The 26,969-nt window shown below is 66.6% G+C and carries 25 protein-coding genes and 1 tRNA gene; 14 read left to right on the forward strand and 12 right to left on the reverse strand.

Going from position 1 to position 26,969, the window contains the following annotated elements:
• Positions 1-285 precede the first annotated feature (285 nt).
• Together guaA and BSZ14_RS15615 are read left to right on the forward strand one after the other, a co-directional pair.
• Positions 286-1,839 carry a glutamine-hydrolyzing GMP synthase gene (gene guaA, locus BSZ14_RS15610; RefSeq protein WP_042486367.1) on the forward strand — a complete coding sequence of 518 codons (1,554 nt, stop codon included), beginning with the start codon at positions 286-288 and terminating at the stop codon, positions 1,837-1,839.
• 375 nt (positions 1,840-2,214) lie between these two features.
• On the forward strand, positions 2,215-3,432 hold the full coding sequence (locus BSZ14_RS15615) for a spinster family MFS transporter (protein ID WP_076711638.1): 1,218 nt from the start codon (positions 2,215-2,217) through the stop codon (positions 3,430-3,432).
• On the opposite strand, the gene BSZ14_RS15620 is transcribed toward BSZ14_RS15615, so the two are convergent.
• Entirely contained in the window at positions 3,416-4,243 is an 828-nt protein-coding gene (locus BSZ14_RS15620; protein ID WP_076711627.1) for an undecaprenyl-diphosphate phosphatase, read from the reverse strand. The genes BSZ14_RS15615 and BSZ14_RS15620 overlap by 17 nt on opposite strands.
• Before the next feature lie 94 nt (positions 4,244-4,337).
• A complete protein-coding gene (locus BSZ14_RS15625) occupies positions 4,338-6,266 on the reverse strand; it encodes a BCCT family transporter (protein WP_076711628.1) in 1,929 nt (642 codons plus the stop codon).
• Positions 6,267-6,493: 227 nt separating this feature from the next.
• On the opposite strand from BSZ14_RS15625, the gene BSZ14_RS15630 reads away from it, so the two are divergent.
• On the forward strand, positions 6,494-9,241 hold the full coding sequence (locus BSZ14_RS15630) for a TonB-dependent receptor (RefSeq protein WP_076711629.1): 2,748 nt from the start codon (positions 6,494-6,496) through the stop codon (positions 9,239-9,241).
• Positions 9,242-9,261: 20 nt separating this feature from the next.
• On the opposite strand, the gene BSZ14_RS15635 is transcribed toward BSZ14_RS15630, so the two are convergent.
• A tRNA-Arg gene (locus tag BSZ14_RS15635) sits at positions 9,262-9,338 on the reverse strand.
• A gap of 81 nt (positions 9,339-9,419) precedes the next feature.
• On the opposite strand from BSZ14_RS15635, the gene BSZ14_RS15640 reads away from it, so the two are divergent.
• Complete coding sequence (locus BSZ14_RS15640; protein ID WP_076711639.1) at positions 9,420-10,154, forward strand: queuosine precursor transporter; 735 nt, start codon at positions 9,420-9,422, stop codon at positions 10,152-10,154.
• Between the two features lie 360 nt (positions 10,155-10,514).
• On the opposite strand, the gene purQ is transcribed toward BSZ14_RS15640, so the two are convergent.
• The 3 genes from purQ to purC are packed head-to-tail and all read right to left on the reverse strand — an operon-like array spanning position 10,515 to position 12,192.
• Complete coding sequence (gene purQ, locus BSZ14_RS15645; protein WP_042486359.1) at positions 10,515-11,183, reverse strand: phosphoribosylformylglycinamidine synthase subunit PurQ; 669 nt, start codon at positions 11,181-11,183, stop codon at positions 10,515-10,517.
• On the reverse strand, positions 11,183-11,413 hold the full coding sequence (gene purS / locus BSZ14_RS15650) for a phosphoribosylformylglycinamidine synthase subunit PurS (protein WP_076711630.1): 231 nt from the start codon (positions 11,411-11,413) through the stop codon (positions 11,183-11,185). Before purS ends, purQ begins: the two co-directional genes overlap by 1 nt.
• Positions 11,413-12,192, reverse strand: coding sequence for a phosphoribosylaminoimidazolesuccinocarboxamide synthase (purC, locus tag BSZ14_RS15655; RefSeq protein WP_007405170.1), 780 nt, complete (start codon positions 12,190-12,192; stop codon positions 11,413-11,415). The genes purS and purC overlap by 1 nt, the downstream gene beginning before the upstream one ends.
• Positions 12,193-12,469: 277 nt before the next feature.
• Here purC and BSZ14_RS15660 point away from each other — a divergent pair, with 277 nt between their 5' ends.
• Positions 12,470-12,859, forward strand: a complete 390-nt coding sequence (locus BSZ14_RS15660; RefSeq protein ID WP_042486355.1) for a hypothetical protein — start codon at positions 12,470-12,472, stop codon at positions 12,857-12,859.
• A 200-nt stretch (positions 12,860-13,059) separates the two neighbouring features.
• Here BSZ14_RS15660 and BSZ14_RS15665 read toward each other — a convergent pair whose 3' ends face one another.
• Positions 13,060-13,470, reverse strand: coding sequence for a MarR family winged helix-turn-helix transcriptional regulator (locus BSZ14_RS15665; protein WP_241823786.1), 411 nt, complete (start codon positions 13,468-13,470; stop codon positions 13,060-13,062).
• A 53-nt stretch (positions 13,471-13,523) separates the two neighbouring features.
• Here BSZ14_RS15665 and BSZ14_RS15670 point away from each other — a divergent pair, with 53 nt between their 5' ends.
• From BSZ14_RS15670 to BSZ14_RS15680, 3 genes are all read left to right on the forward strand, one after another.
• A complete protein-coding gene (locus BSZ14_RS15670; RefSeq protein ID WP_241823787.1) occupies positions 13,524-15,305 on the forward strand; it encodes a chloride channel protein in 1,782 nt (593 codons plus the stop codon).
• A 48-nt stretch (positions 15,306-15,353) separates the two neighbouring features.
• Positions 15,354-17,606, forward strand: coding sequence for a DNA topoisomerase IV subunit A (gene parC / locus BSZ14_RS15675; protein WP_042486350.1), 2,253 nt, complete (start codon positions 15,354-15,356; stop codon positions 17,604-17,606).
• Between the two features lie 235 nt (positions 17,607-17,841).
• Positions 17,842-19,434: a putative bifunctional diguanylate cyclase/phosphodiesterase gene (locus BSZ14_RS15680; RefSeq protein WP_076711640.1), complete on the forward strand. Its 1,593-nt coding sequence runs from the start codon at positions 17,842-17,844 to the stop codon at positions 19,432-19,434.
• Here the strand turns inward: BSZ14_RS15680 and BSZ14_RS15685 are convergent.
• Genes BSZ14_RS15685 through BSZ14_RS15700 form a run of 4 tightly spaced genes read right to left on the reverse strand, consistent with a single transcriptional unit; the run spans position 19,425 to position 22,295 of the window.
• Positions 19,425-20,585 carry a CCA tRNA nucleotidyltransferase gene (locus BSZ14_RS15685; protein WP_076711632.1) on the reverse strand — a complete coding sequence of 387 codons (1,161 nt, stop codon included), beginning with the start codon at positions 20,583-20,585 and terminating at the stop codon, positions 19,425-19,427. The two genes, BSZ14_RS15680 and BSZ14_RS15685, sit on opposite strands and share 10 nt — an antisense overlap.
• Positions 20,573-21,166 (reverse strand): CoA pyrophosphatase, encoded by a 594-nt coding sequence (locus BSZ14_RS15690; RefSeq protein ID WP_076711633.1) that lies wholly within the window; start codon positions 21,164-21,166, stop codon positions 20,573-20,575. Before BSZ14_RS15690 ends, BSZ14_RS15685 begins: the two co-directional genes overlap by 13 nt.
• Positions 21,163-21,735, reverse strand: a complete 573-nt coding sequence (locus BSZ14_RS15695; RefSeq protein ID WP_076711634.1) for a DUF1285 domain-containing protein — start codon at positions 21,733-21,735, stop codon at positions 21,163-21,165. The genes BSZ14_RS15690 and BSZ14_RS15695 overlap by 4 nt, the downstream gene beginning before the upstream one ends.
• Positions 21,736-21,785: 50 nt before the next feature.
• Positions 21,786-22,295 carry a GNAT family N-acetyltransferase gene (locus BSZ14_RS15700; RefSeq protein ID WP_076711641.1) on the reverse strand — a complete coding sequence of 170 codons (510 nt, stop codon included), beginning with the start codon at positions 22,293-22,295 and terminating at the stop codon, positions 21,786-21,788.
• A 122-nt stretch (positions 22,296-22,417) separates the two neighbouring features.
• On the opposite strand from BSZ14_RS15700, the gene BSZ14_RS15705 reads away from it, so the two are divergent.
• Positions 22,418-22,786 (forward strand): dihydroneopterin aldolase, encoded by a 369-nt coding sequence (locus BSZ14_RS15705; RefSeq protein WP_076711635.1) that lies wholly within the window; start codon positions 22,418-22,420, stop codon positions 22,784-22,786.
• A 5-nt stretch (positions 22,787-22,791) separates the two neighbouring features.
• Positions 22,792-23,079, forward strand: a complete 288-nt coding sequence (locus BSZ14_RS15710) for a Rossmann fold domain-containing protein (protein WP_076711636.1) — start codon at positions 22,792-22,794, stop codon at positions 23,077-23,079.
• Here BSZ14_RS15710 and BSZ14_RS15715 read toward each other — a convergent pair.
• Positions 23,055-23,963 carry a hypothetical protein gene (locus tag BSZ14_RS15715; RefSeq protein ID WP_198930537.1) on the reverse strand — a complete coding sequence of 303 codons (909 nt, stop codon included), beginning with the start codon at positions 23,961-23,963 and terminating at the stop codon, positions 23,055-23,057. The genes BSZ14_RS15710 and BSZ14_RS15715 overlap by 25 nt on opposite strands.
• A 215-nt stretch (positions 23,964-24,178) precedes the next feature.
• Between BSZ14_RS15715 and BSZ14_RS15720 the strand changes: the two genes are divergently transcribed.
• The 4 genes from BSZ14_RS15720 to BSZ14_RS15735 all read left to right on the forward strand — a co-directional run bounded on the left by BSZ14_RS15720 (position 24,179) and on the right by BSZ14_RS15735 (position 26,664).
• On the forward strand, positions 24,179-24,772 hold the full coding sequence (locus BSZ14_RS15720; RefSeq protein WP_076711637.1) for an energy transducer TonB: 594 nt from the start codon (positions 24,179-24,181) through the stop codon (positions 24,770-24,772).
• Between the two features lie 57 nt (positions 24,773-24,829).
• Positions 24,830-25,624, forward strand: coding sequence for a MotA/TolQ/ExbB proton channel family protein (locus BSZ14_RS15725; RefSeq protein WP_042486328.1), 795 nt, complete (start codon positions 24,830-24,832; stop codon positions 25,622-25,624).
• A gap of 100 nt (positions 25,625-25,724) precedes the next feature.
• Complete coding sequence (locus BSZ14_RS15730) at positions 25,725-26,204, forward strand: ExbD/TolR family protein (RefSeq protein WP_042486325.1); 480 nt, start codon at positions 25,725-25,727, stop codon at positions 26,202-26,204.
• A gap of 34 nt (positions 26,205-26,238) precedes the next feature.
• Positions 26,239-26,664, forward strand: a complete 426-nt coding sequence (locus BSZ14_RS15735; protein WP_042486322.1) for an ExbD/TolR family protein — start codon at positions 26,239-26,241, stop codon at positions 26,662-26,664.
• The last annotated feature ends 305 nt before the right edge of the window (positions 26,665-26,969 follow it).

Consider the following 26,969-nt stretch of genomic DNA (forward strand, 5'->3'; position numbering starts at 1 on the left):
ATCCCAGTTTCAGGTAAACGATGCCCCCGCATCGATTAGAGTCGAAAACGATCAACTCTGCCCACCCCTCCCCTTCAGGGGAGGGGCCGGGGGTGGGGCGCTTCCGCAAGCGAAACGCCCATGGCGATGCCCCACCCCAACCCCTCCCCTGAAGGGGAGGGGTGCGCCCGGTAATGCTGTTCAGCGCAGCCGAGGGCTTTCGGTACTTCCCAAGGTCCCAACCAGCACACCGGAAACCGTCGTCGCCCGGTAGCTTTTCGCAAAAGACATCGCTATCGGACCGCCATGGAGCACCCGGACAGCATCCTCATCGTCGATTTCGGCAGCCAGGTCACCCAGCTCATCGCGCGCCGCGTGCGCGAGGCGGGGGTCTATAGCGAGATCGTTCCCTTCCAATCCGCCGAAGCGGCGTTCGCGCGGATCAACCCCGCTGCGGTCATCCTGTCGGGTGGCCCCGCCTCGGTCGTCGACGAGAATTCCCCGCGCATTCCGCAGGCGATCCTCGACAGCGGTCTGCCGATGCTGGGCATCTGCTATGGCCAGCAGGCGCTGACCGAGCAGCTGGGCGGCAAGGTCGAGAAGGGCGACAGCGGCGAGTTCGGCGAGGCGTTCATCACCGTCGAGGGCGAATGCTCCCTGTTCGACGGCCTCTGGGCGACCGGCGAGCGCCATCAGGTGTGGATGAGCCATGGCGACAAGGTCACGGCTCTCGCGCCGGGCTTCCGCGTCGTCGCGACCAGCCCCGGCGCGCCGTATGCGATCATCGCGAACGAGGAACGCCGCATCTATGCGATGCAGTTCCACCCGGAGGTCGTTCACACCCCCGATGGCGCGAAGCTGATCGCCAATTTCGTCCGCCATGTCGCCGGGCTTTCGGGCGACTGGACCATGGCGGAATTCCGCGCCGCCAAGATCGCCGAGATCCGCGAGCAGGTCGGCTCGGCCAAGGTCATTTGCGGCCTGTCGGGCGGGGTCGACTCGTCGGTGGCGGCGCTGCTGATCCATGAGGCGATCGGCGACCAGCTGACCTGTGTGTTCGTTGATGGCGGCATCCTGCGCCAGGGCGAGGCCGAGCAGGTCGTCAGCCTGTTTCGCGGCCACTACAACATCCCGCTGGTCCATGTGGATGCGCAGGACCTGTTCATGGACGGCCTGGCGGGCGTCACCGATCCGGAAGCCAAGCGCAAGTTCATTGGCAAGACCTTCATCGACGTGTTCGAGGCCGAGGCCAAGAAGATCGGCGGCGCCGAGTTCCTCGCGCAGGGCACGCTCTATCCGGACGTGATCGAGAGCGTCAGCTTCACCGGCGGCCCATCGGTGACGATCAAAAGCCACCACAATGTCGGTGGTCTCCCTGAGCGCATGAACATGAAGCTGGTCGAGCCTTTGCGCGAGCTGTTCAAGGACGAGGTCCGCGTGCTGGGTCGCGAACTGGGCCTGCCGGACGTGTTCGTCGGCCGCCATCCGTTCCCCGGACCCGGCCTTGCCATCCGTATCCCCGGCGAGGTGACGCGCGAGCGCTGCGACATCCTGCGCAAGGCGGACGCCATCTATCTCGAAGAGATTCGCAAGGCGGGTCTGTACGACGCCATCTGGCAGGCCTTTGCGGTGCTGCTGCCGGTACGCTCGGTCGGCGTCATGGGCGATGGCCGCACTTACGACTCGGTGCTGGCGCTGCGCGCGGTGACCTCGGTCGACGGCATGACGGCGCAGGCGTTCGACTTCCCCGGCGACTTCCTGCCGCGCGTGACGACCCGGATCATCAACGAGGTGAAGGGCATCAACCGCGTCGTGTACGACTATACCAGCAAGCCGCCCGGCACGATCGAGTGGGAATAACCAAGACTCGCGGCCCCGCGGGGCGGGGCTGCGGCTTGGTTATTGGGTGCCGCGAGGCACCGCCAAGGGATCGGGATTAAACGTCGCGAAGATCGGCCCTCCATTTCCAACAGGCACCACCCCGGCGAAGGCCGGGGTCCAGTTGCCGAACGATGGAGGGGGGTTACTGGCGCCCTCCCAACTGGATCCCGGCCTTCGCCGGGATGGTGCGATCGGTAGCGTAATGGCCTCATTGCACATGGCTGGGCTACCGGCTGTGGGCCTGCGGACCCTTCCTGACGAACCGGGACATCCCTTCACCATATTGCGCGTGGCCCCAGTGCAAGGGAGGAATCGCAGGTGACCCAATCCACCCGCCCCCGGCTGGTGCTGGCGATGCTGCTGGTCGTCTATATCTTCAACTTTGTCGACCGGCAGATCCTCGCGATCCTCGCCGCGCCGATCCAGCAGGAGCTCAGGCTGAGCGACCGGCAATTGGGGCTGCTCGGCGGGATCGCCTTTGCGCTCCTCTATTCGACGCTGGGCGTGCCGCTGGCGTGGCTGGCCGACCGGACGAGTCGGAGCTGGGTCGTCTCGGGCTCGCTGGTGCTGTGGAGCGGCTTTACCGCGCTGTGCGGGCTGGCGACCGGCTTCGGGCAGATATTCCTCGCGCGGCTGGGCGTCGGCATCGGCGAGGCGGGGGGCGTCGCACCCTCCCATGCGATCATCAGCGACCATTTCCCGCCGCGCCGTCGCGCGCTGGCGCTTTCCGTCTATTCGCTGGGCATTCCGCTGGGCTCGGCGGCCGGGGTGCTGGCGGGCGGCTATATCGCCGCACGGATCGACTGGCGCACGGCCTTCATCGTGGTCGGGTTGGCCGGGATTCTGGTCGCGCCGCTGGTCCGGCTGATCGTTCGCGACCGGCCCGGGGCTGCCCTGAGGGCGGGCCAACCCGCCTTCGCGACGGTCGCCCGCACGCTGGCGCGCAAGCCGTCCTTCTGGCTGCTGTCCTGCGGCGCGGCGAGCGGGTCGATGATCGGCTATGGCCTGGCCTTCTGGTTGCCCAGCCTGATGCGGCGCAGCTTCGGGCTGGACCTGATCGCGACCTCGCATTTCCTGGCGGGCCTGCTGTTGATCGGGGGCGTCGGCGGCATCCTGGGCGGTGGCTGGCTGGCCGACCGGCTGGGCGCGCGGGACCGGGCGTGGTTCGGCTATGTCCCCGCCATCGCCTATCTGGCCAGCATTCCGCTGTTCGCGGGCGGCATCCATGGCGGGGACGTGCGCATCGCCTTTGCGCTGTTCCTGCTGCCCCAGGCGCTGTCCTATGCCTGGCTGGGGCCGGTGCTGTCGGCGGTGCAGCATCTGGTGGCGCCGCCCGAACGGGCGACGGCCGCGGCGCTGTTCCTGCTGATCAACAACCTGATCGGGCTAGGTGGCGGCATCTATGCGCTGGGGGCATTGTCCGACGCGCTGACGCCACTCCATGGCAGCGACGCGTTGCGTTTTGCGATGCTGGGTGGACTTGGCCTTTATGCGGTCGCGGCGCTGCTGGTCGGGTTGGCGGGGCCCCATCTGCGCCGCGACTGGGTGGATCCGCTTACCGCGCCGGAATGACGTTCCAGGCGAGCATCGCAAACACCGCCGCGCCCGCCACGATGCGATAGATCACGAAGGGCCAATAGTCGCGCGTCGACACCAGCCGCAGGAAGACGATGATCACGCCATAGCCGCTGGCAAAGGCGACCATTGTGGCGAGCAAGGTCGGTCCCGGCCCGAACGTCCCGAACCGCCCCCAGCTGTCGGCCAGCTCGAACAGGCCCGACGCCAGCACCGCCGGGATCGCCAGCAGGAACGAGTAGCGCGCCGCCGCCTCGCGCGTGTAACCGAGCAGCAGCCCCGCGCTGATCGTACCGCCGGAGCGCGACACGCCGGGGATCAGGGCCATGGCCTGCGCAAAGCCCAGGACCAGGCCGTCGCGCCAGCCCAGCCGCTCCAGCGGCTTGCGCTTCGCCCCGATCCGGTCGGCCGCGCCCAGCACCAGCGCAAAGACGATCAGCATCGTCGCGGTGATCCGCAGGTCGCGCAGCCCCCCTTCGATCTGATGTTTGAACAGCAAACCCAGGATCGCGATCGGCAGGGTGCCCAGGATCACCAGCCAGCCCATCCGCGCATCGGGTGACAGGGTGGCGGGGCGGCGGATCACCGCGCGCAGCCAGGCCATCGCGATGCGCCAGATATCCTTGCGGAAATAGAGCAGCACCGCCGCTTCGGTGCCGATCTGGGTGATGGCGGTGAAGGCCGCGCCGGGATCGCTGCCCGAGGGGAGCAGGGTGCCCGCGATGCGCAGATGCGCGCTGGACGATACCGGCAGGAATTCCGTGATACCCTGCAACAGCCCCAGAAACAGGGCTTCCAACCAAATCATTATAAATACGAACCTCTATGTGCAGCGCCCGCCATAGGCCGGGGACCGGCGCGTGGCACCCCCCGAACGTCGCCCGGCCCCTCGATCCGATGGGTCAGCCGTCCTTGCGATGGGCCTCGGCCAGCCGCCAGCGCTCCAGCTGGGTCAGCACGTCATTCGCGATCTGACCGACGGTAAAGCCGGTCAGATCGCGAAAGCCCGTCTCGCCATTGGTTTGCGCGGCCATCATCCAGGCGTGGCTCCGGCGACGCTCGGGCGCCTCCAGCGCGGTATAGGCAGGCAGCGGGCGCGAGCGGGGGGACAGGCGATAGGCGAACGGGCGGCCGTCATGCGCGGTGATGGTCAGCTCGACCTTGTCCTCCCCGCTATCCAGCCGGCTGGCGGTCCAGCCTTCGGCTTCCAGCGCCTCCTTGACCGATTGCAACGCCGGTTCGCCCTGTGCGCGGAGCTGGGCCAGGATATCGGCGCGGCGGGCGGGGACGATCAGGCGCTTGATCCGCTCGCTGATCGCCGGGCCGTCACCGGGCAGCGTCACGCCTGCCAGATCGGCGTTGGTCTGGCGCACCAGCCCGACCGCCAGCAACAGCATGATGAAGCAGAAGGGGAGGGCGGCGAGCAGGGTCGCCGATTGCAACGCCCCCAATCCGCCCGCGACCAGCAACAGCGTCGCGGTCGCACCCAGCAGCACGCACCAGTACATACGCTGCCAGCGCGGCGTCTCCTCGCTGCCGCCCGAGGCCAGCGTATCGATGACCAGCGCGCCGGAATCGGCCGAGGTCACGAAGAACATCGCGACGAGAATGATCGCCAGCGTCGACGTGACGCTGGCGGCGGGCAGATATTCCAGGAACTTGAACAGCGCGGTCGACAAATTGGCCTGCACCGCATCGGCGATCCCGCCATGCGCGCCGCCTAGGTCCAGCGAGATCGCGGTGTTGCCGAACACGGTCATCCAAAGGAAGGTGAAGGCGGTCGGCACGAACAGCACGCCGATGACGAATTCGCGGATCGTCCGCCCGCGCGAGATGCGCGCGATGAACATGCCGACGAACGGCGACCAGGCGATCCACCATGCCCAGTAGAACAGCGTCCAGTCCGCCATCCAGGCGCGCGGTTCATAGGCATAGAGGGTGAAGGTCCGCTTCACGAAATGGTCGAGATACAGGCCGAAATTCTGCACCAGTGCGCGCAGCAGGAACAGGGTCGGGCCGACCGCCAGCACGAACAGCATCAGCAGCACGGCGACGGTCAGGTTCAACTCCGACAGGCGACGCACGCCCCGGTCGGCGCCGCTCAGCACGGACAGGGTGGCCGCGCCCATGACCACGACGATGACGACGATCTTGACCATCAGCGTGTCGGGTATGCCATATTCGTAATTCAGCCCCGCCGTCATCTGCGACACGCCGAACCCCAGCGAGGTCGAGACGCCGAACACCGTCCCGCACACCGCGAAGATGTCGATCGCGTCGCCCAGCGGGCCGTTGATCCGCTTGCCCAGGATCGGCGACAGGCCCGACCGCAGGGTCAGCGGCATGTCCTTGCGATAGGTGAAATAAGCGAGGCTCATGCCGACCAGCGCATAGATCGCCCAGGCATGGACGCCATAATGATGGAAGGTAATCGCCATCGCCTCGCGCGCGGCGAGGATCGTGCCGCTCGGCGCTTCGGGCGGTGAGATGTAGTGCTGGATCGGTTCGGCGACGGCGAAATACATCAGCCCGATGCCCATCCCGGCCGCGAACAGCATCGCCAGCCACGACAGATAGGGAAAGTCCGGCTCGGCATCGTCCGGCCCCAATTTCAGCTTGCCCGCCGGGCCGAAACCCAGTGTCAGCACCACCACCAGAAATACCGCGACCGCCGAGATATAGAACCAGCCGAACGTGTCGATCGCCCAGGCCTGCGCCGCCTTGAACGCGGCATCGGCCGTCCCCGGCATGGCGAGCGTCGTCACCAGCAGCAGGGCGATGATGCCGGAGGCCCCCCAGAAGACGCGCGGGTTTATTTCACTCTTCAACATATCGACAGGTTAGCAGCCATCGGCCGGGCTGGCGAATATGCGGCCTGGACCAGGCATGGCATCGGATGGTTTCGCGGTGCGCGGCGGCCGGGCGAAGAGGGCGGGGTGCCCCCCGATAACGGCCGGAATGGTCGGACGTCCCTGCGCCGGCGTCCGGCTTAACCGGCTGGTATGATTGTTCAGCTATGCCTCCAATCAACGACATAAGGTTCGGGAGGGGGTAAGTCATGCGACTCTGGGGTCTGCTGCTGGCATCGACGGCGGCGTTGGCGGTGACGGGAACGGCTTCGGCGCAAGGTTTGCGCGGGGTGGCACCGGCGCCCGCGTCGAAGGACAAGCCGGACGAGAAGAAGCCCCGGGCCGAGTCGCCCAATAACGGCGATATCGTCGTCACCGCCACGCGCCGCTCGCAACGGTTGTCGAGCGTCCCGATCGCGGTCAGCGCCTATGGCACCGTCGCGCTTCAGAATTCGGGCGCGACCGATATCCGCCAGATGACGCAGCTCGCACCCTCGCTGCTGGTCAGCTCGACCGGCTCGGAGGCGAACGCGACGGCGCGGATTCGCGGCATCGGCACGGTGGGCGACAATCCCGGCCTGGAAAGCTCGGTCGCGGTGTTCATCGACGGCGTCTATCGCAGCCGCACCGGCTCGGGCCTCAACGATCTGGGCGAGGTCGAGCGTATCGAGGTGCTGCGCGGCCCGCAGGGTACGCTGTCGGGGCGCAATTCCTCGGCGGGTGCGATCAGTATCTACACCAAATATCCCGCCTTCAAATATGGCGGTTACGGCGAGGTCAGCTACGGCAACTACAATGCCGTGCGCGTCGCAGGCGGCGTGACCGGGCCGGTGATCGGCGATACGCTCGCCTTCCGGATCGACGGCGTCTACAACAAGCGCGACGGCTTTCTGTACGACGTCGTCAACAAGACCGACTATAACGACCGCAACCGCGTGTTCGTGCGCGGGCAGCTGTTCTGGAAGCCGACGGACGATTTTTCGGTCCGCCTGATCGGCGATTATACGCACCGTGACGAGAAGTGCTGCGGCGCGGTCTATATCGACACCCGCGAGAAGCTGGATCCGACGCCCGGCGTGCCGGGGGATGCGGCGATCAATCCGCAGAACCGCATCGTCAATATCCTGCGTAGCCTGGGCGGCGTCCTGCCCAGCGCGGGCGATCCCTATAACCGCCGGATCGCGCAGACACCGGGCCACGCCTATTCCAATGTGACCGAGGATTATGGCGTGTCGGCGCGCGTCGGCTGGGACATCGGCAAGGTCCAGCTGATCTCCATCTCCGCCTATCGCGAATATAAGGCGGGGGGTGCGGGCGATGTCGACTATAGCAATGTCGACATCATCGATCGCCCGGACAATGGCCTGGCCTATCGCCAGTTCAAGACCTTCACCCAGGAAACGCGGCTCAGCGGGTCGATCCTGAACAATCGGCTCGACTGGCTGGTCGGCGGCTATTTCGCGCATGAAGACCTTCAGGTCTCGGACAACCTGACCTTCGGCTCGCAATATGGCGCCTTCGCCGCCTGCCGCGTCGTCGCGACGATCAATCCGGCGGCGGCGTTGCAGAACCCCGCCAATCCGGGCTGCCTCAGTGCGGCGGGGCGTGCCGTCCTGACCGGCGCGCTGGGGCCGACGCTGGTCGGGACGATCGACCGGTTGAGCACGATCAACAATGTCGGCGGCCTCCGCGATCTCTATGACCAGACCAGCACCAACTATGCCTTCTTCACGCACAATATCTTCCGCGTGACCGACACGCTGAGCCTGACGGGCGGCCTTCGCTATACCAACGAGCACAAAAAGCTTCGTGCGAATTTCGAGAACAACAACACCGCCTGCCCGCTGCAGCAGGCCGCGCTTCGGCCCTTCCTGCAGAGCGGCAATCCGACCTTGGCCAATCTGGCCGGGGGCATCCTGACGCTGAGCTGCAACGGCAATTCGACGTCTGCGCTCACCGGGCTGCCGCTGTCCGATTCGATCCGCGAGGGGCAGTTCACCGGCACCGCCGTGGTGTCGTGGAAGCCGGTGGCCAGCACGCTGGTCTATGGTTCCTATGCGCGCGGCTATAAGGCGGGCGGCTATAATCTGGAGCGGTCGGACCTCACCCCGAACGTGTTCGGGACGCCGACGGCGGCGTCGGTCACCAATCTGCGCTTCGATCCCGAAACGGTGAACGCCTATGAGCTGGGGGTGAAGTTCACCTCGCGTACCTTCACCCTGAACGCCGCCGCCTTCCGTTCGGAATTCAAGAACTTCCAGCTGAACACCTTCAACGGCACCGGCTATATCGTCCAGAATATCAGCGCGTGCGGCAACGACCTGGGCGGTGCCGATCGCGACGACTCCCCGACGACCGGCCGCTGCACCGGCAAGGTGAAGGCCGGTGTGGTGACGCAGGGGATCGAGCTGGAAGCCGGTATGTACCCGACGCGCGACGTCACCTTCAACCTGGGCTATACCTATGCCCATACCAACTATGCCCGCAACCTGGTCGGCAGCGACGCGGGCGAGCCGCTCAGCAACGCGCTGTTCCTGCTGCCCGGCAGCATGATGTCGAACGCGCCGCGCCATGTCGTGACATCCTCGGCCAGCTGGACGCCGCCCATCGCCGGGACCGGGCTGACGGCGTTATTCTATGTCGATGGCCGCATGACCAGCGACTATAACACCGGCTCCGACCTGTTCGTCGAAAAGAAGCAGGACGGCTTCTTCCTGATGAATGCGCGCATCGGCCTGCACGGCAAGGACCAGCGCTGGGCGCTGGAATTCTGGGGCCAGAATATCCTCAACACGAACTACCAGCAGGTCGCCTTCAACATGCCCTTCCAGGGCTCGGGCAGCCTGTCGCAGGTCCAGCGCTTCGGCGCGCCGACCTATGCCAACGCCAACGCGTTGTTCGGGTCCTATCTGGCGGAACCGCGCACCTATGGCCTGACGCTGCGCACGCGCTGGTGAGGCCGATGCCGTGTGGTGATTGGCGCGCCCGGAGGGATTCGAACCCCCGACCGAGGAGGTAGAAGCTCCTTGCTCTATCCAACTGAGCTACGGACGCGCGGATGGGCGCGTTCCTAGCGTGGTTTGCGCGGGTTGGGAATGGCGATAAATGTCGCCCCTCACGGTGAAAGGGATCGGCATGGGCGTGGAACGGGTGGTGGCGAGCCGGGATATGGAACATGGCGCGTTCCGCTGGTTTGACTTCGTCATGGCGGCGTTCGTCACCATCCTGCTGCTGTCCAACGTCATCGGTGCGGGCAAGGTGGCGGTCATCGACCTGCCGCTGGTCGGGCAGTGGCCGTTCGGGGCGGGTATCCTGTTCTTTCCGCTCAGTTACGTCATCGGCGACGTGCTGACCGAGGTCTATGGTTATGCGCGAGCCCGGCGCGTGATCTGGGCGGGGACGGCGGCGGTGCTGTTCATGGCATTCATGAGCTATGTGGTCGTGGCATTGCCCCCCGCGCCCAGCTGGACCAACCAGGCTGCCTATGACGTGATCTTCGGTCAGGTGCCGCGCATCGTGCTGGCCAGTGTCTGCGCCTTCTGGGCAGGCGAGTTCGCCAATGCCTATGTGATGGCGCGGATGAAGGTCTGGACCGGCGGGCGGCACCTGTGGTCGCGCACCATCGGCTCGACGCTGGTGGGGCAGGGGGTGGACAGCCTGATCTTCTATCCACTGGCCTTCTGGGGCGCGGTCGGCTGGACGCCGCATCTGGTGGTCGTGGTGCTGTTCACGCAATGGGCGCTGAAGGTGGGCTGGGAAGTGCTGCTGACTCCGGTGACCTATCTGATCGTCGGCTTTCTGAAGCGGACCGAGGGGGTGGATGTGTTCGATGAGGGGACGGACTTCACGCCGTTCCGGGCGCGGGTTTGAGCGGGGTTTTGATTCGCGCGAAGCCGCGATGACGCGAAGAGTTTTAAAGAGGATTTGTTCGCGCGGAGGCGCGGAGGACGCAGAGAAGGCAGGCGTAGCGTCAGCTGCATGACCTTCTCTCATAAGCCTGAGTGAGGCAGGAAGGCGTCTCCAAACGCGAGACCCCTCTGCGTCCTCCGCGCCTCCGCGCGAACCCACCTTCTTCTTCGCGTCCTCGCGGCTTCGCGTGAGTCCAATAAAAGGGGGAGGCGAGTTGCCTCGCCTCCCCATAAGTCATCCCGTGGCCCCTTCGACTGCCTGCCAAGGCAGGCGCTCAGGACGGGCTTCGACTTCGCTCAGGCTGAACGGAGGGTAGGGCAGTTATGCCCCGACCATCTCCAGCAGGCCCTCGAACAACCGGCGGCCATGGTCGCCGCCATGCGCGGCTTCGATGCGGCGTTCGGGGTGGGGCATCATGCCCAGCACGTTGCGCTTCTCGTTCAGCACGCCCGCGATGTTGCGGGCCGAGCCGTTGACGTCCTCGGCATAGCGGAAGGCCACGCGGCCTTCGCCTTCCAGCCGGTCGAGCGTGTCGGCATCGGCAAAGTAATTGCCGTCATGATGCGCGACCGGAATACGAATCGTCTCACCCTGTTCGTAAAGGCGGGTGAAGGCGCTGTCGGTGTTGGCGACCTCCAGGTTCACGTCGCGGCACACGAAGTTGAGCGAGCGGTTGCGCATCAGCGCGCCCGGCAGCAGACCGGTCTCGGCCAGCACCTGGAAGCCGTTGCACACGCCGAACACCGGCGTGCCCTTGTTCGCCGCATCCACCACCGCGCGCATGATCGGCGAGCGGGCCGCGATCGCGCCGCAGCGGAGGTAATCGCCATAGGAAAAGCCGCCCGGCACGCCGATCAGCCCCAGCCCTTCGGGCAGTTCGCTGTCGCCGTGCCAGACCATGGCCGGCTTGACGCCCGTTACCGCCTCCAGCGCAACGGCGAGGTCGCGGTCGCAGTTCGAGCCCGGAAAGACGATGACGGCGGTCTTCATCAGGCGCGCTCCACCCGGTAATTCTCGATCACGGTGTTAGCGAGCAATTGGCGGCACATGTCGTCGATCTGCGCGTCGGTCGTCGCATCGGCGACTTCCAGCTCGATCAGCTTGCCCGCGCGCACGTCATTGACGCCTGCAAAGCCCAGGCTTTCCAGCGCATGGTGGATCGCCTTGCCCTGCGGGTCGAGCACGCCGGGCTTCAGGGTGACGAAAATCTTCAGCTTCATTACTTGCCCCGGCTCTTGCGGTGTTCTTCCAGATCGAGGACGGCGGTGTCGCCCCCCTCGGGCAGCAGGCCCAGACGGCGCGCCACTTCCTGATAGGCCTCGACTTCGCCGCCGAGATCACGGCGGAAACGGTCCTTGTCCAGCTTCTCGTTGGTGGTCATGTCCCACAGGCGGCAGCCATCGGGGCTGATCTCGTCGGCCAGGATGATCCGGCCGAAATCATTGTCCCAGATGCGGCCGAATTCCAGCTTGAAGTCGACCAGGCGGATGCCGATCGCGGCGAACATGCCCGACAGGAAGTCGTTCACGCGGATCGCCAGGTCGGCGATGTCGTGCATCTCTTCCTGGCTCGCCCAGCCGAAGCAGGCGATATGCTCGTCGGTGACCATCGGGTCGCCCAGCGCATCGTCCTTGTAATAATATTCGATGATCGTGCGGGGCAGCTTCACGCCCTCTTCGATGCCGAGACGCTTGGACAGCGAGCCCGCCGCGACGTTGCGCACCACGACCTCGATCGGCACGATCTCGACCTGGCGGATCAGCTGCTCGCGCATGTTCAGGCGGCGGATGAAGTGGGTCGGCACGCCGATATGGTCGAGCATGGTGAAGACATGCTCGGAGATGCGGTTGTTCAGCACGCCCTTGCCGTTGATCGTGCCCTTCTTCTGGGCATTGAACGCGGTGGCGTCGTCCTTGAAATACTGGATCAGCGTGCCAGGCTCAGGGCCTTCGTACAGGATCTTGGCCTTGCCTTCGTAGATTTGGCGGCGGCGAGCCATGCGGCGGTCCCCTGAAATGAGTACAGCCCCGGCGCCCCCATGCTGAGGCCCGAGGCGGGATGGCGCGCCTATAATGGAAGGGGCGCGGCGGCGCAATGGAGTTGGACGCCATGCGGGCAGGCCGTGGCGGACAGCATCGCCCATGATGACGACGGCGTCATTCGCGATACATGATGAACAGTTTTTGGAAGGCAGATTAAAGAATTGTAAGGTCGAAAGTAACGGAAACCGATCGGGCAGATCACGGGTTTTGGCTATGCTTGCAAAGGAGGTAGTCATGAACAAGCTGATGATCGGTGTTGTTGGTGGAGCCCTGATGCTGACGGCGGGTGCTGCCGTGGCGCGGCCGGTACATATGGCGCACCAGCCGCAAATCTGGGAGCAGGCGCGTGTCCCGCTCGCCAATGGTATGGAGGCCATCGCGGTGGTGAAGAACGGTAATGCCGAGCGTACCGTCGCCTGCCGCGATACCGCCGACGTGCTCGCCACCTTCCGCCCCGAGGTCGTCGCCTTCCAGCCGGTCCGTGGGCCGCATGGCAAGGTGAAGACCGACGAGGATGTCGCCGGGGTCGAAACCTTCACCCCCGTCGCCTTCCAGAACTGCACGGTGGCGGCCGGCGATCACTTCCAGCAGGATGTGACCCAGGCCCAGGCGAACCAGGCCTGATCCAGGTCCTTTCGCCGAACATGAAGCGGGCGCGATGGGAATCGCGCCCGCTTTTGTTTTTGGGCCAATAAATTCCTCCCCTGCAAGGGGAGGGGGACCAGCGAAGCTGGTGGAGGGGTGTCTCGCTCTCGATAGGGTGACACCCCTCCGTCAGGGCTTCGCCCTGCCGCCTCCCCTGCGAGGGGAGGATTCATGCTCGATCAGAGTTCGGACAGCATTTCGACCAGCAACGGCCGCAACCGGCGTAGCTCCGCGCGGTGGGCGAGCGCGAGCGTGGCGATCGTCTCGGCGCCCCGATCGGTCAGCGTGACCGGCACGCGTCGCCGATCCGTCGCCCGGTCGCGCTGGACCAGCCCCAGCTTTTCCAGCCGGTCGACCAGGCCCGAGGCGCTGTGCGGGCGCAGGCGCAGATGCTCGGCCAGTTCCCCGATCAGCAGCGCGCGGTCAGGCGCGGCGCGCAAGGCCAGCAGCGCCTGATGCTGTTGCGCGGTGATGCCCGCCTGTGCCGCCGCCTCTTCGCTGAACGACAGGAAGGTGCGGAGCTGTCGGCGGAACCCGGCAAGGGCGCGGTAATCCCGGTCGCTGATCGGATCGTCCATGCGCTGGCCCATGCCACACATCATCCGTCTTGAGAAATATCGTAATGCGATATATTGGCTTCGCCATGACGATTGCCCGCGCCCTGCCGCTGCCCGCTCCCATGGTTCGACTCGCCGACCACAGTGCCGATCGGCGGATGTTGGCGCTGGCGATGGCGGCGTTGGTCATCGGTACCGGCGGGGCGGTGGCGGCCTGGGTGCTGCTGAAGCTGATCGCGCTGGCGACGAATATGGGCTGGTACGGCCAGTTTTCCTTTGCGCCCGTCGCGATCGGCCCGGCGGCGCAAGGCTGGCGGACGCTGGCGGTGCCGGTGGTCGGCAGCCTCATCATCGGCCTGATGGCACGGTTCGGGTCGGACAAGATTCGCGGCCACGGCATCCCCGAGGCGATAGAGGCGATCCTGTTCGGCCAGAGCCGCTTGTCGCCCAAGGTCGCGGTGCTCAAGCCCTTGTCCGCCGCCGTCTCGATCGGGTCGGGCGGGCCGTTCGGCGCGGAGGGACCGATCATCATGACCGGCGGCGCGATCGGGTCGCTGCTGGCGCAATGCTTTCACCTGAGCGCGTCGGAGCGCAAGACGTTGCTGGTCGCGGGTGCGGCGGCGGGGATGACCGCGATCTTCGGTACGCCCTTTGCCGCGATGCTGCTGGGCGTCGAGGTGCTGTTGTTCGAGTGGAAACCGCGCAGCTTCGTGCCGGTCGCGGTCGCCGCGCTGACCGCGATCGCGTGGCGGCCCTGGCTGATCGGCGCGGGGCCGATGTTCCCGCTGCCCATGGCGCTCTCCTATGATGCGGTGGCGCTGGTCGGCGCGGTGGTGCTCGGCCTGGGCGTCGGCGCGATCGCGTCGGGCCTGTCCTGGGCGCTCTATCGGATCGAGGACGGGTTTCACGGCCTGCCGGTCCATTGGATGTGGTGGCCCGCGATCGGCGCGGTGGCGGTCGGCATCGGCGGCATGACCGACCCGCGCGTGCTGGGTGCGGGCTATGACAATATCCAGGCGCTGCTGCTCGGCTCGATGGTGGTGAAGGCGATCCTGTTGCTGCTGATCGTCAAGGCGGTGGTGTGGCTGATCGCTTTGGGGTCGGGCACGTCGGGCGGCATTCTCGCACCGCTGCTGATGCTGGGCGGGGCGTTGGGAGCACTGGCGGGACATGCGCTGCCGGGCGGGGTGCCGCTCTATGCGCTGGCGGGGATGGCAGCGATGATGAGCGCGTCGATGCGCGCGCCGTTGACCGCGTCGATCTTCGCGGTCGAGCTGACCGGGCGGTTTGACGCGCTGCCGGTGACGGCGGCGGCGAGCGTGGCGGCCTATGCCATTGCGGTGCTGGTGCTGCGCCGGTCGATCCTGACCGAGAAGATCGCGCGGCGCGGCCGCCATCTGAGCCAGGAATATGCCGTCGACCCCTTGAGCCTGGTCCGGGTCGCGCAGATCATGACGCCGACGCCTGCAACCCTGCCCGCGACGATGACGGTGAACGAGGCGGCGCGTTTCTTTGCCGATGCCGACCACCGCGCCTATCCGGTGGTGGACGGCAAGGGGCGGCCGGTCGGCCTGATCTCGCGTGCCGATGCGCTACGCTGGTTCGACGCCCCGCCCGAGATCGGGGCGACGTTGCGTGAGGTCGTGTCGGACGCCGCGCTGCCCATGGTGTCGCCCGAATGGCCGGTCGACCGTGCGGCGGAGCGGATGCTGGCGGAGGATGTCAATCGCCTGTCGGTAGTCGATGCGCAGGGCGTGCTGGTCGGCCTGCTGGCGCGGCGCGATCTGTTGCGTGCGCGGTCGGGCTGGCTGAGCGACGAACAGGACAAGCGGCGCTTTGCCACCATGGGTCGATCGTTCCCGGTTTGATCTCCCTGATTGCCCCGGCCCCACGGGCTTGCTAGAAGCTGGGCTTCCATGGCGATCGATCTCCGCGACAATCCTCCCGTCGGCATTCTGGACGCACCCTTCGACAGCGCGCTGTCCGAGCGGTATCTGGTCTATGCACTGTCGACGATCACCGCGCGCTCGCTGCCCGATGTGCGCGATGGCCTGAAGCCCGTGCATCGGCGGCTGCTCTGGGCGATGCGGCTGCTGAAGCTCGATCCGGCTTCGGGTTACAAGAAGTGCGCGCGCGTCGTCGGTGACGTGATCGGTAAATATCATCCGCATGGCGACCAGTCGGTCTATGACGCGATGGTGCGCCTGGCGCAGGATTTCGCGCTGCGCTATCCGCTGGTCGACGGGCAGGGCAATTTCGGCAATATCGACGGCGATAACGCCGCCGCCTATCGTTATACCGAGGCGCGGCTGACCCAGGTCGCGATCGACCTGATGGACGGGCTGGACGAGGACGCCGTCGCCTATCGCCCGACCTATAATGGCGAGGAGCAGGAGCCGGAGCTGTTCCCCGGCCTCTTCCCCAACCTGCTGGCCAACGGCGCGAGCGGCATCGCGGTCGGCATGGCGACCAGCATCCCGCCGCACAATGCCGCCGAATTGCTGGAGGCCGCGATCCTGCTGGTCGATCGGCCCGACGCCGATGACGATGCGATCCTGGCGCTGGTCAAGGGACCGGACTTCCCGACCGGCGGGATGGTCGTCGATGCGCCCGCCATATTGCGCGAAAGCTATACCACCGGCCGGGGCGGCTTCCGCGTCCGCGCCCGCTGGGAGATCGAGCGCGAAAAGGGTGGCGGCTGGCAGATCGTCATCAGCGAGATTCCCTACGGCGTCGCCAAGGGCAAGCTGATCGAACAGATCGCCACGCTCATCAACGACAAGAAGCTGCCGATCCTGGCCGATGTCCGCGACGAATCGGATGCGCAGGTCCGCATCGTCCTCGAGCCGCGCGCCCGCACCGTCGATCCGCAGGTGCTGATGGACGGGCTGTTCCGCTTCTCGGACCTGGAGACGCGGGTCAGCCTGAACCTCAACGTGCTGGACAAGGAGCGTACCCCGCGCGTCATGTCCCTGCGCGAGGCACTGGCCGCCTGGGTCGAGCATCAGTTCGTGGTGCTGCGTCGCCGCTCCGAACACCGTCTGGGCAAGATCGCCGACCGGATCGAGCTGCTCGACGGCTATCTGGTCGCCTATCTCAACCTCGACCGGGTGATCGAGATCATCCGCACCGAGGATGAGCCCAAGGCGGTGATGATCGCGGAATTCCGCCTGACCGACCGTCAGGCCGAGGCGATCCTCAACATGCGTCTGCGCAGCCTGCGGCGGCTGGAGGAGTTCGAGATTCGCGGCGAGCGCGACAAGCTCGACAAGGAGCGTGAGCAGCTGACGCTGCTGCTCGGCTCCGAACAGCGCCAGCGGACGCGGATGAAGAAGGATCTGGGCAAGATCCGCGACCGCTATGGCCCCGAAACCGCGCTGGGCGCGCGTCGCACGCTGATCGAGGAAGCCGCGCCGACCCGCGACATTCCGCTGGAAGCGATGATCGAGCGGGAGCCGATCACCGTCATCCTGTCGCAGCGGGGCTGGATCCGCGCGATGAAGGGTCATGTCGACCTCGCCTCGGCCGACACCGCCAAGTTCAAGGAAGGCGACGGCCCCGCCTTTGCCTTTCACGCGCAGACCACCGACAAGCTGTTGCTGGCGGCGGCGAACGGGCGGTTCTTCACGCTGGCGGCCGACAAGCTGCCCGGCGGACGCGGTTTCGGCGAGCCGGTGCGCGCGATGATCGATCTGGACGGATCGATCGGCATCGCAGGTTTCCTGCCCGCAGCCCGCGCGGCCAAGCTGCTGGTCGCGGCATCGGACGGGCGCGGCTTTATCGTGCCGACCGCCGACACCATCGCCGAGACGCGAAAGGGAAAGACCGTGCTGACTCCGCGCGCCGGGTCCCTGTTGAAGGTCGTGCGTCCGGTCGGGGCCGAGGATGACTATGTCGCGGCGATCGGCGACAACCGCAAGTTGCTGGTCTTCCCCCTGACCGAGTTCGTCGAGCTGTCGCGCGGCACCGGCGTCCAGCTGCAACGCTATCGCGACGGCGGGCTGTCGGATGCGACGACCTTCGTCTTCAAGGACGGGCTGAGCTGGCCGATGGGCGGCGATACCGGGCGGGTTCGGACCGAATCCGACCTGTCGGCCTGGCGCACCGCACGTGGTGCGGCGGGGCGGATGCCGCCGACCGGCTTCCCGCGCGACAATCGGTTCGATTGAGTCGCAGGCCAATCCTTCCCTGCGGGGGAGGAGGTAGAGGCGGTCGCGGATCATGCCGATCCGACGACGCCCCTGAGCGGCCCTATACTATGACGTTAACTGTAAATTTCCTGGAATTTTAGGCGCTCTTAACGTTCGCGGGTTACGCGGATCAGTGATGGCAATGATCGCTCATCCGCTGCACCGCTCGTCGAACCGGAATTTCGGGTCGCTGACGTCGTGCGCGATCAGCATCATGGCGATTCCGGCGGCCGAAATCCTGATCGAGAAGGGCGCGCCGGTCGTGGCCGCCAGCAATGATGCCTATCGCCGCGCCGCGTTGAACGACTCGCGGACCCAGGCCGGCTTGCTGGCCGAGGTGGCAAAGCGAATCGACGGTTTCCTGGCGTCCGACCAGACCTCGATCGAGTTTCCGCTGGCCGTCGGCGACGTCATCGACTGCCGCTATTTCCAGGCGACCCTGACCCATGCCGCCGAAGGGGAGGGCGAAGGCTGTGTGCTGATGCTGGTCGATCATACCGCGCAGCACCACACCGAACGCAGCCTGCGTCGCGAAATGATGACCGACAGCCTGACCGGGCTGCCCAATCGACAGGGTTTCGGCGACCTGATCGAGGCGATGGTCGCCAATGGTCAACGCCATGCGGTGCTGGTGATCGATCTCAACCGATTCGGCCGGTTGAACGCCTGTATGGGCTCGCTGGTCGGCGACGAATTGCTGATCACGGTGGCACGCCGCCTCAAGGGGGCGCTGCGGTCCCGCGACTCGATCGGGCGGATCGGCGGCAACGAGTTCGGCATCCTCATGATGATCGACGGCAGCGAGGACGAGGCGCATATCCTTGCCGAACGCATCGACCGGGCACTGCGCTCGCCGTTCCGGCTGACCGACTATGAGGTCAATGTCGAGGCATCGGTCGGCATCGCCTTCAACGAAGGGCTGGACGACGACGCCGAGGAACTGATCCGACACGCCCAGTTCGCGGTCAAGCATGCCAAGGCGGCCGGGCGCACCCAAGTCTATCATCCCCAGGCCTTCACCATCGCGCGCGCGCAGTTCGCGATGGAGACCGCGTTGCGCCGCGCGATCGAACGGGAAGAGCTGCACCTTGCCTATCAGCCGATCTGCGACCTGAGCACCGGCCGCACCATCGCGTTCGAGGCGCTGGCGCGGTGGCGCGACGCCGAGGGTCGCGATCATTCGCCATCCGATTTCATCCCCGTGGCCGAGGAATCGGGGCTGATCGTCCCGCTGGGCCGCTGGGCCGCGAACCAGGCGCTGCTCCAGCTGGCGGAATGGGATCGACGGGCGGGCGGGGACTGCGGCGTGCGTATGTCGGTCAACGTCTCGGCGATCCAGTTGCAGCGCGACGATATCCCTGCGCTGATCGAGTCGGCATTGGCCAGGGCGGGCGTGGCGGGCGAGCGGCTGATCCTGGAACTGACCGAAAGCGCGATCGTGGGCGATCCCGACCGGGTCAGCGCGATCATGAACGCGTTGAAACAACTCGGCCCCACCATCGCGATGGACGATTTCGGCACCGGCTATTCCAGCCTCGCCTATCTGCAGAAACTGCCGATCGACATATTGAAGATCGACCGCAGCTTCGTCTCCGGCATGCTGGCCGACCGCGACAAGATCGCGATCGTCCGCGCGATCCTGGGCCTGGCGCAGGCGCTGGGCATGAAGACCACCGCCGAGGGGATCGAGGCGGTGGAGCTGGGGCAGACGCTGGCCGCCTTGGGGTGTACCCATGGACAGGGCTATTATTACGCCCGCCCGCTCGATCCCGATGCCGCCTGGGCGATGATCGCCGATCAGGCCTGAGCCACCGCCTCATCGGCGATGCGGCCGACGCGCTCGGCGTCGGGAAAACCTTCGGCAATCCACTGCGTCTCGATCCGGCGGAGCAGCCGTGCCACCTCCGGCCCCTTGCCGATCCCGCGTTCGACCAACGCGCCGCCGGTCAGCGGCAGGGCAGGGGGCGTCCAGTCGCGAATCCGCTCGATCGATTCGCCCGCCAGCAACAGTCGGTCAACCGCGCCCGTCAGCCCCGCGCGATAGGCGAGCGCGCGCGGCCCTTCCTCGCCCGGCCCGGCGGTCGCGGCGATCAGGCGCTTGCGATCGGTGTTGGACAGTTTCAGCCGCGCCCCGACATTCTCCGCCGCGTGCGCAGGCAAAAGGGCGGCGAGCCGCCGGATGGCGTCGGGTGCGATTCCCGCGGCCTCTTCGCGCTCGGCCAGCCGGGTCAGCCGCTCCACGCCCTCGGCATCGATCTCGGGGATGACCGCGCGGAAGATGCCATGCTCGACCATCAGGGCGACCACCGGGACCGCGCGGGCGGCGACCAGCAATTTCAGCAACTCCGCCGCGATCCGTTCGCGCGACAGGGCCATCAGGTCGTTGGCGCGCGCGGCGCAGGCGGCCAGCCCGGCCTCGTCGACCGCATGGCCGAAGCGCGCATGGAAGCGGAAGAAGCGCAGGATGCGCAAATGATCCTCGGCAATCCGCTGCAACGGATCGCCGATGAAGCGCACGCGTCCGGCCTTCAGGTCATCCAGTCCGCCGAAATAGTCGAACAATTCGCCGGTCATAGGGTCGGCATAGAGTGCGTTCATCGTGAAGTCGCGCCGCGCGGCGTCCTCGCGCCAGTCGTCGGTGAAGGCGACCACGGCATGGCGGCCATCGGTCGACACGTCGCGGCGCAGCGTCGTGACCTCGACCGGACCATCGGGCAGGACGGCGGTGATCGTGCCGTGCGCGATGCCGGTCGGCACCGGCTTGAACCCGCTGTCGCGCACCCGGTCGATGACCGTTTCGGGCGACAGCGGCGTCGCCAGGTCGATATCGGCGACGGCCAGGCCCAGCAGCATGTCGCGCACCGCGCCGCCGACGAACCGCGCCTCCAGCCGCTCGGCCAGCGCGATCAGCTCGGGGCGTTCGGCCCAGGGCGCCGTGCCGGGCGTCATGCCGCCCATTGCAGCCGCCGTGACAGGTTGACGATCATCGCCGCGGTCGCGCCCCAGATGCGCCGGTCGTTCCATAATATCTCGTAGAAATGGCGGGTCCGCCCGCGCCACGGCGCGCTGACCCGGTGGTGATGGGCGGGATTCAGAAGGAAGGACAACGGCACCTCGAACAGGTCCGCCACTTCCGCCTCGGCGGGGGTCAGGGTGAGGTCGGGCGGGATGACGCCGACGATCGGCGTCACCTCGAACCCGGTGACGGTGCGATAGCGATCGGCCGATCCGACGACCGTGACCGTGGCGGGGGGAAGCCCGATCTCCTCCTCCGCCTCGCGCAGCGCGGTCGCGACCAGATCGGTGTCGCCGGGATCGGCGCGGCCGCCCGGAAAGGCGATCTGCCCGGCATGGTTGCGCAGCGTATCGGTTCGCTGGGTCAGCAGCACGCCCGGTGCGGCGCGGTCGGTCACGGGGACCAGCACAGCGGCGGCCGTGGGAGTCGCCATGAACTCGTGCGGTTCGACACCGTCGCCGGTCAGCAGCTCGGTCGCCGGTATCCGCGCCATCGCCGCTGCCAGCCTTTCGGCCAGCGTCATGCGGCGGGCGACGCCGTCAGGGGAAAGAAGACGCCGTCGCTCCACACGCCGGGCGCTTCGCCCTCGCCCGCCAACGCGCGTTCGGCCAGTTCATAATAGACCGGCCGCGCGATCAGCGCCTCCAGCCCGTCCCGGACATGCACATAGGGGCGGGGGCCGTCCTCGCCCTCGACGAAGCGCAGGCCATGGTCCGGCCCCGCGGCGACCAGATCGCCGGTATTGAGCTGGAACACCAGCCGACCATTTTCGCCCTGTCCCTCGGCCTTCAGCGCAGTGGCGACGAAGGGCGCGTCCTCGACCGCGATGTCCAGCTTTTCGACCGGCGTGACCAGCACGTGACGGCCATCGGGCTCCCGCCGCAAGATGGTGGAGAACAGGCGCACCATGGCCGCCCTCGTGATCGGGCTGCCCTGATGATACCAGGTGCCGTCGCGCGCGATCCGCATTTCGCTGTCGCCGCAATGGCTGGGGTGCCATTGCGAGACGGGGGGCAGCTTCTGCGCCTCCATCGCCTGGACGATTTCGGCGAGACTCAGCGCGGACAGATCGGGGGGCGGTGCCATCGGCATGATGGACCCGAATTAGGGATGCGGGGCGGGCAGGTAAAGACCCGCGCGATTCACGCCTGCCCTGGATCGGGGCCGAGCATACCCGCAAGCGCCGGTACGTCCGGCCCGCGCGCCAGCAGCCGGTGCCGCTCGACCGGGCCGGGCAGCCGCCAGTCGGCGGTCCGTTCGGCGGAGAAGCCGAAGAAGCGGCCATAATATTCCGGGTCGCCGATCAGCATCATCGCGCGGTCCAGCCCTTGCGCCGCCGCAGCGCCCAGCATGTGATGCAGCAATTCGCGCCCGATCCCGCCCTGCTGGCGTTCGGGATCGACCGCGACCGGGCCGACCATGACCATCGGATGCACGCGGGCGTCGTCGTCGGTCAGCGCGACCGGCCAGCACTGGATCGACCCGATCAGCCGATCTTCCTCAACGGCGGCGAAGCACAGCGAGGCGATCGGCCGGACGCTGCCGCGCACCTTATAGGCGGTGCGCGCCTGCCGTCCGGGCGGAAAGGCGCGGTCCAGCAGCGCCTCGACCACATCGGGTGCGACCGCGTCGAGCGGGACAAGGGCGGTCATCACGGGCGGCATGGTCAAGGGGGGGGCGAAGTCCGGTGGCGGGGAAGGGGACGCGCGCCCTTAGCGCGACGGCGGGGGGATGCAAGCTTTCCTTCGGCGCGCTCTCTGCTACAGGCGCAGGGATGGAAGACCGTCTCCAGCTCGAAGTCCACGACCTCGAAGTCCAGGTGCTGACCGGCATCTACTCCGAGGAAACCCATCTGCCGCAGCCGCTGCGTATCTCGCTGACCGTCGATCTCGACTGTCCGGCGCGCTACACGCCCGACAGCCCGCTGACCGAATCCAAAAATTATCTCGACCTGAAACATGCCGCGACCCATCTGCCCGAAGGCGTGCATTTCACGCTGATCGAGGGGGTTGCCGACCATATCTGCGACACGCTGTTCCTGCAGGACAAGCGGGTCCGCCGCGTGCAGGTGAAGATCGTGAAGCTGGCCATCGCCGAGGATGGCGAGGCGATCGGCATCACGCTGGTCCGCCACCGGCGCTGACAGGCATGACGGCGCGGCGAGTCGACCTGGCGCCCGATGCGGATATTGCAGGCGTCGTCGCCGGGCATCCGGGCGAGGATCTGGTGCTGGTGATCCGTCCCGGCCGTGACGCTCTGTCCCAGGCGATGCTCGAGGCCGCGATCCCCCCGCTCGCCATCGCGGCGGCCCCGGGCGCGCGGATCAACGCGGTGATCCCGGCCGAGGGGGCGGCGGAGGAAGCGGTTGCGGCGGCGGTCGATTATCTCGCCGCCGCGCACGCGGTTACCGGTCAGTCGCTGGCCGTCGGCGTTTGACGCTCGCGCCCGCACGGGCCGAGCTTTTGCAGCACGAACCGATAATCCTCGCGCGCGGCCTGGGCATTTTCCGGCCCCAGCGAGGCGGTGCTGCGATCGGGCAGCGATTCCGGCAGCGCGCAGGCCAGCCGATACCAGAGCAGCGTGTCGCGCGCCGGGGGCGCGGCGGATTCGTCGACGATCTCGCTCAACGCCACGGCATAGCGCCGCTCCTCGCCCGGGCGACGCAGCACGGATAGCGAGACGGGGCGGTTGTTGGCGGTCGTCAGGAAAATCTGCGTCTCACCTTCGCCGGGCAGGCTGCCGGGCACGTAAAAGGCATTGCCGACGCCGGTGATGACCGGCGGCGCGTCGGTGGACAGGGCATCGCGGACGATGGTCCGGCTGCGCTGCTCGGTATCGGGCGTCCAGGGCAGCTGCGCATCGGGCGCGACGAGCTGGAGCTGGTCGGCGGCGTTGGGCACCCGGCGGGCATAGATCAGGACCCGCATCTTCTTCAGCCTGGGCGCGCGGCCCCGAGCATCGGTGGCGGCATCGAACAGATAGCCGATCCGTGCGGGCAGGCCGCCCGCGCCGCGGATCAGCGTGCCGACATCGGCCTCGATATAGAAACGCTGATGGCCGGGGGCGACCCCGACGGCCTCGGCCCCCTTGATCGCGGTGGCCGACCGGATGGTCACATCGGCGATGACCGGGGCCGACAGGACCAGATCGGCGAGGTCGGCATAGCCCGGTCCCGTTTGGGCCATCCCTGTTTGCGCTACCATCGAATCACCCGGCCGGGCCGATGGCGCGGTCGCCATCTGGGCGGGCAGGGGGACGGCGAACAGGGGAATCGACAGCGTCAAAGCGCCAGCGCGAATGGCGTGGGACAGGGGATTCATAGCTTCGCGCTACTCCTTTGCGGATTAACGGTACAGAAATAATTTCGTCATGCGCAGGTTGTACGTTTATTACGTCCGACAAACTGATTGCGCCGCGCCAGCCGTCACGATAGGGTTCAAGGCTCTGCCGCATGCCGAAAGAGCATGGCAGGAGTTTCCCACGTCCCCACGCTACGGCGAGGCGAAACTGGCAGACTGAGGAGTTTCGTTGCTGAATGGCCTATACTGACCAGAAGATGTCCGGGGGCAAGGTGGTCGCGATCGTTATCGTCGTGCTCATCCATGCTGCCCTGGGCTATGCCTTCGTCACGGGGCTGGCTTACCAGTACGTGAAGAAGGCGACCGAGAAGCTCAACACGTTCGACGTGCAAGAGCCGCCGCCGATCGTCAACGTGCCGACCCAGGCGCCGACGATCGCGACGACGACCGTGATTCCGCTGAGCCAGCCCACTGCGCCGCCGGCCCCGCCTGCGCCGCCGTCGCCGCCTGCTCCGCCGGCCCCGCCTGCGGTATCGAAGGCTGCTGGCCTGAAGGGCAATCCGGGCCAGTTCTTTGGTCCCGATGCTTACCCGCCCTCGGCCCAGCGCGAAGGCGCGGAAGGTCGCGTGGTCGCCAAGCTGACGGTCGGTACCGACGGACGCGTCACCGATTGCGTCGTGACGACGAGCAGCAACAATCGCGCGCTCGACGATACGACCTGCCGGATCGCGAAGGCGCGTGTGCGATTCTCGCCCGCGCTCGATCAGAACGGCAACGCGATCACGTCGTCCTACACGCTTCCGGTACGCTGGCAGCTGCCGCAGGAATAACGGCTTTCTAGGCCGAACTTAAAAATTCAACGCTTTAGTCAGAGGACCTAACCAACCATGCTCACCACCATCCTCGCCGCGGGCGGCGCCGCGGCCGGTGCCGAAAACCCCTACGGTCTCGGCCAGGCTCTCAAGGAAGGCGGCCTCATCTCGCAGTCGGTGTTCACCATCCTCTGCCTGATGTCGATCGTGTCGTTCTACATCCTGTTCTCGAAGCTGTTCGAGCAGCAGAAGATCATCAACCAGGCGAAGCGCGTTCGTCAGGGCTTCTGGTCGTCGAACTCGCTGCGCGAGGGCTCGGCCAAGCTCGAGAAGAACTCGGCCTACAAGCAGATCGTCGACGACGGTCTGGCCGCGCAGGACCAGCACTCGAAGCTGACCGATCCGGTCGAAGCGCATGACTGGCTGCACGGTTCGCTGGCGCGTTCGGAAGCCGCGATCAACTCGAAGCTGGGCGGCGGTCTCGCCTTCCTGGCGACCGTCGGTGCGACCGCGCCGTTCATCGGTCTGTTCGGTACGGTTATCGGCATCTACCGCGCGCTCATCAAGATCGGCTCGTCGGGCCAGGCCTCGATCGACGCCGTCGCCGGTCCGGTCGGTGAAGCGCTCATCATGACCGCTCTGGGTCTCGTCGTCGCCGTTCCGGCGGTGCTCGCCTTCAACTGGCTGCAGCGTCGTAACAAGGGCATCGCGGAAGACCTGTCGTCGTTCTCGAACGACGTGCTGGGCTTCCTGGCCTCGAACGGTGCGGTTCGTCCGGCGGTTGCCGGTGCGGCCAAGCCGGCCGCCGTCAAGGCGCCTGCTGGCACCACCACCGCCGGTCAGGCCGGTGGCGTTCAGACCCGCGCCTGAGCTTAAGGGGGCGGAGCGGCGGTCCTCGGACCGTCGCCCCGCCACCCCCCGCTGCCCATTTCGGGGCGGCGCAAGAATGCATGGATAGGATAGCTCTCTCATGGCGATGAGCGTTGGCGGTGACTCCGCCGAGAAACCGATGTCGGAGATCAACACGACGCCCCTCGTGGACGTCATGCTGGTGCTCCTCATCATCTTCCTGATCGCGGTTCCGGTCGTGATTCAGACCGTTCCGCTGAAGCTGCCGAACGTCCGCTTCGATCCGACCACGACGAAGCCGGAAAACGTGTCGCTCTCGGTCACCAGCGAGAATGGCCAGTGCAAGGTGTACTGGAACCTGACCCCGGTCAGCTCGGACGAACTGCGCACCCGCGCGGTCGAAAAGCTGAAGGCCGAGGTCGAACGGCTGGGCGGTGTGGGTAACATCACGCCCGACCAGCTGCCCGAAGCGCATATCCGTGGCGACGTGAACACGCCGTACCGGTGCATCGGCGGCACCATCTTCACGATGCAGCAGGCCGGTTTCGCCCGGGTCGGCTTCATCTCCGAGCCGCCCCCCGGCGGCAACCCCCGCGCCTGATCGGCCGGGCGGACAGAATAGGAGTTAGCACGCCATGGCAATGAGCGCCGGATCCGATGATGGCGAGCCGATGATGGACATGAACACGACGCCGTTGATCGACGTCATGCTCGTGCTCCTCATCATGTTCATCATCACCATCCCGATCCAGACTCACGCGGTGAAGGTCGACCTGCCGGTCAACTCGAACACGCCGCAGACCGTCGTGAACACCGACAAGAACAAGATCGGTATCGACGCTGCCGGCACGGTCACCTGGAACGGTGCCCCGGTCGACGAGGTGACGCTGCGCCAGTTCCTGGACCAGAGCGCCGCGATGAACCCGGAACCGGAACTGCACTTCCAGCCGGCCCCCGACGCGAAGTACGCCAAGGTCGACGAGACCCTGGCCGTGATCAAGCGTTCGGCGGTGACGAAGCTCGGCTTCATCGGCAACGAGCAGTATCGCAACGACTTCTGATCCTTTCGATCAGGTCGATGATGAAATGGGGCGGTCTCTTCGGAGGCCGCCCTTTTTCGTTTTGGGCACGGTTGGGGCATGGTGATGGCGCCGCGTGGCCTTCGCCTGCGCTCAGGCCGAACGGAGGGTAGGGCCTGTGCCCGAGCCCAGGCCAGCCCAAGCCCAAGCCCAAGCCCAAGCCCAAGCCCAAGCCCAAGCCCAAGCCCAAGCCCAAGCCTGAAGAAGCATGACGTGAGACGGACCATCCCTCCCCTTCAGGGGAGGGATGGTCCGTCTCACGTCATGCTTCTTCAGGCTTGGGCTTG

The sequence above is a fragment of the Sphingomonas sp. Sph1(2015) genome (assembly GCF_001970915.1).
GTDB classification, from domain to species: domain Bacteria; phylum Pseudomonadota; class Alphaproteobacteria; order Sphingomonadales; family Sphingomonadaceae; genus Sphingomonas; species Sphingomonas parapaucimobilis.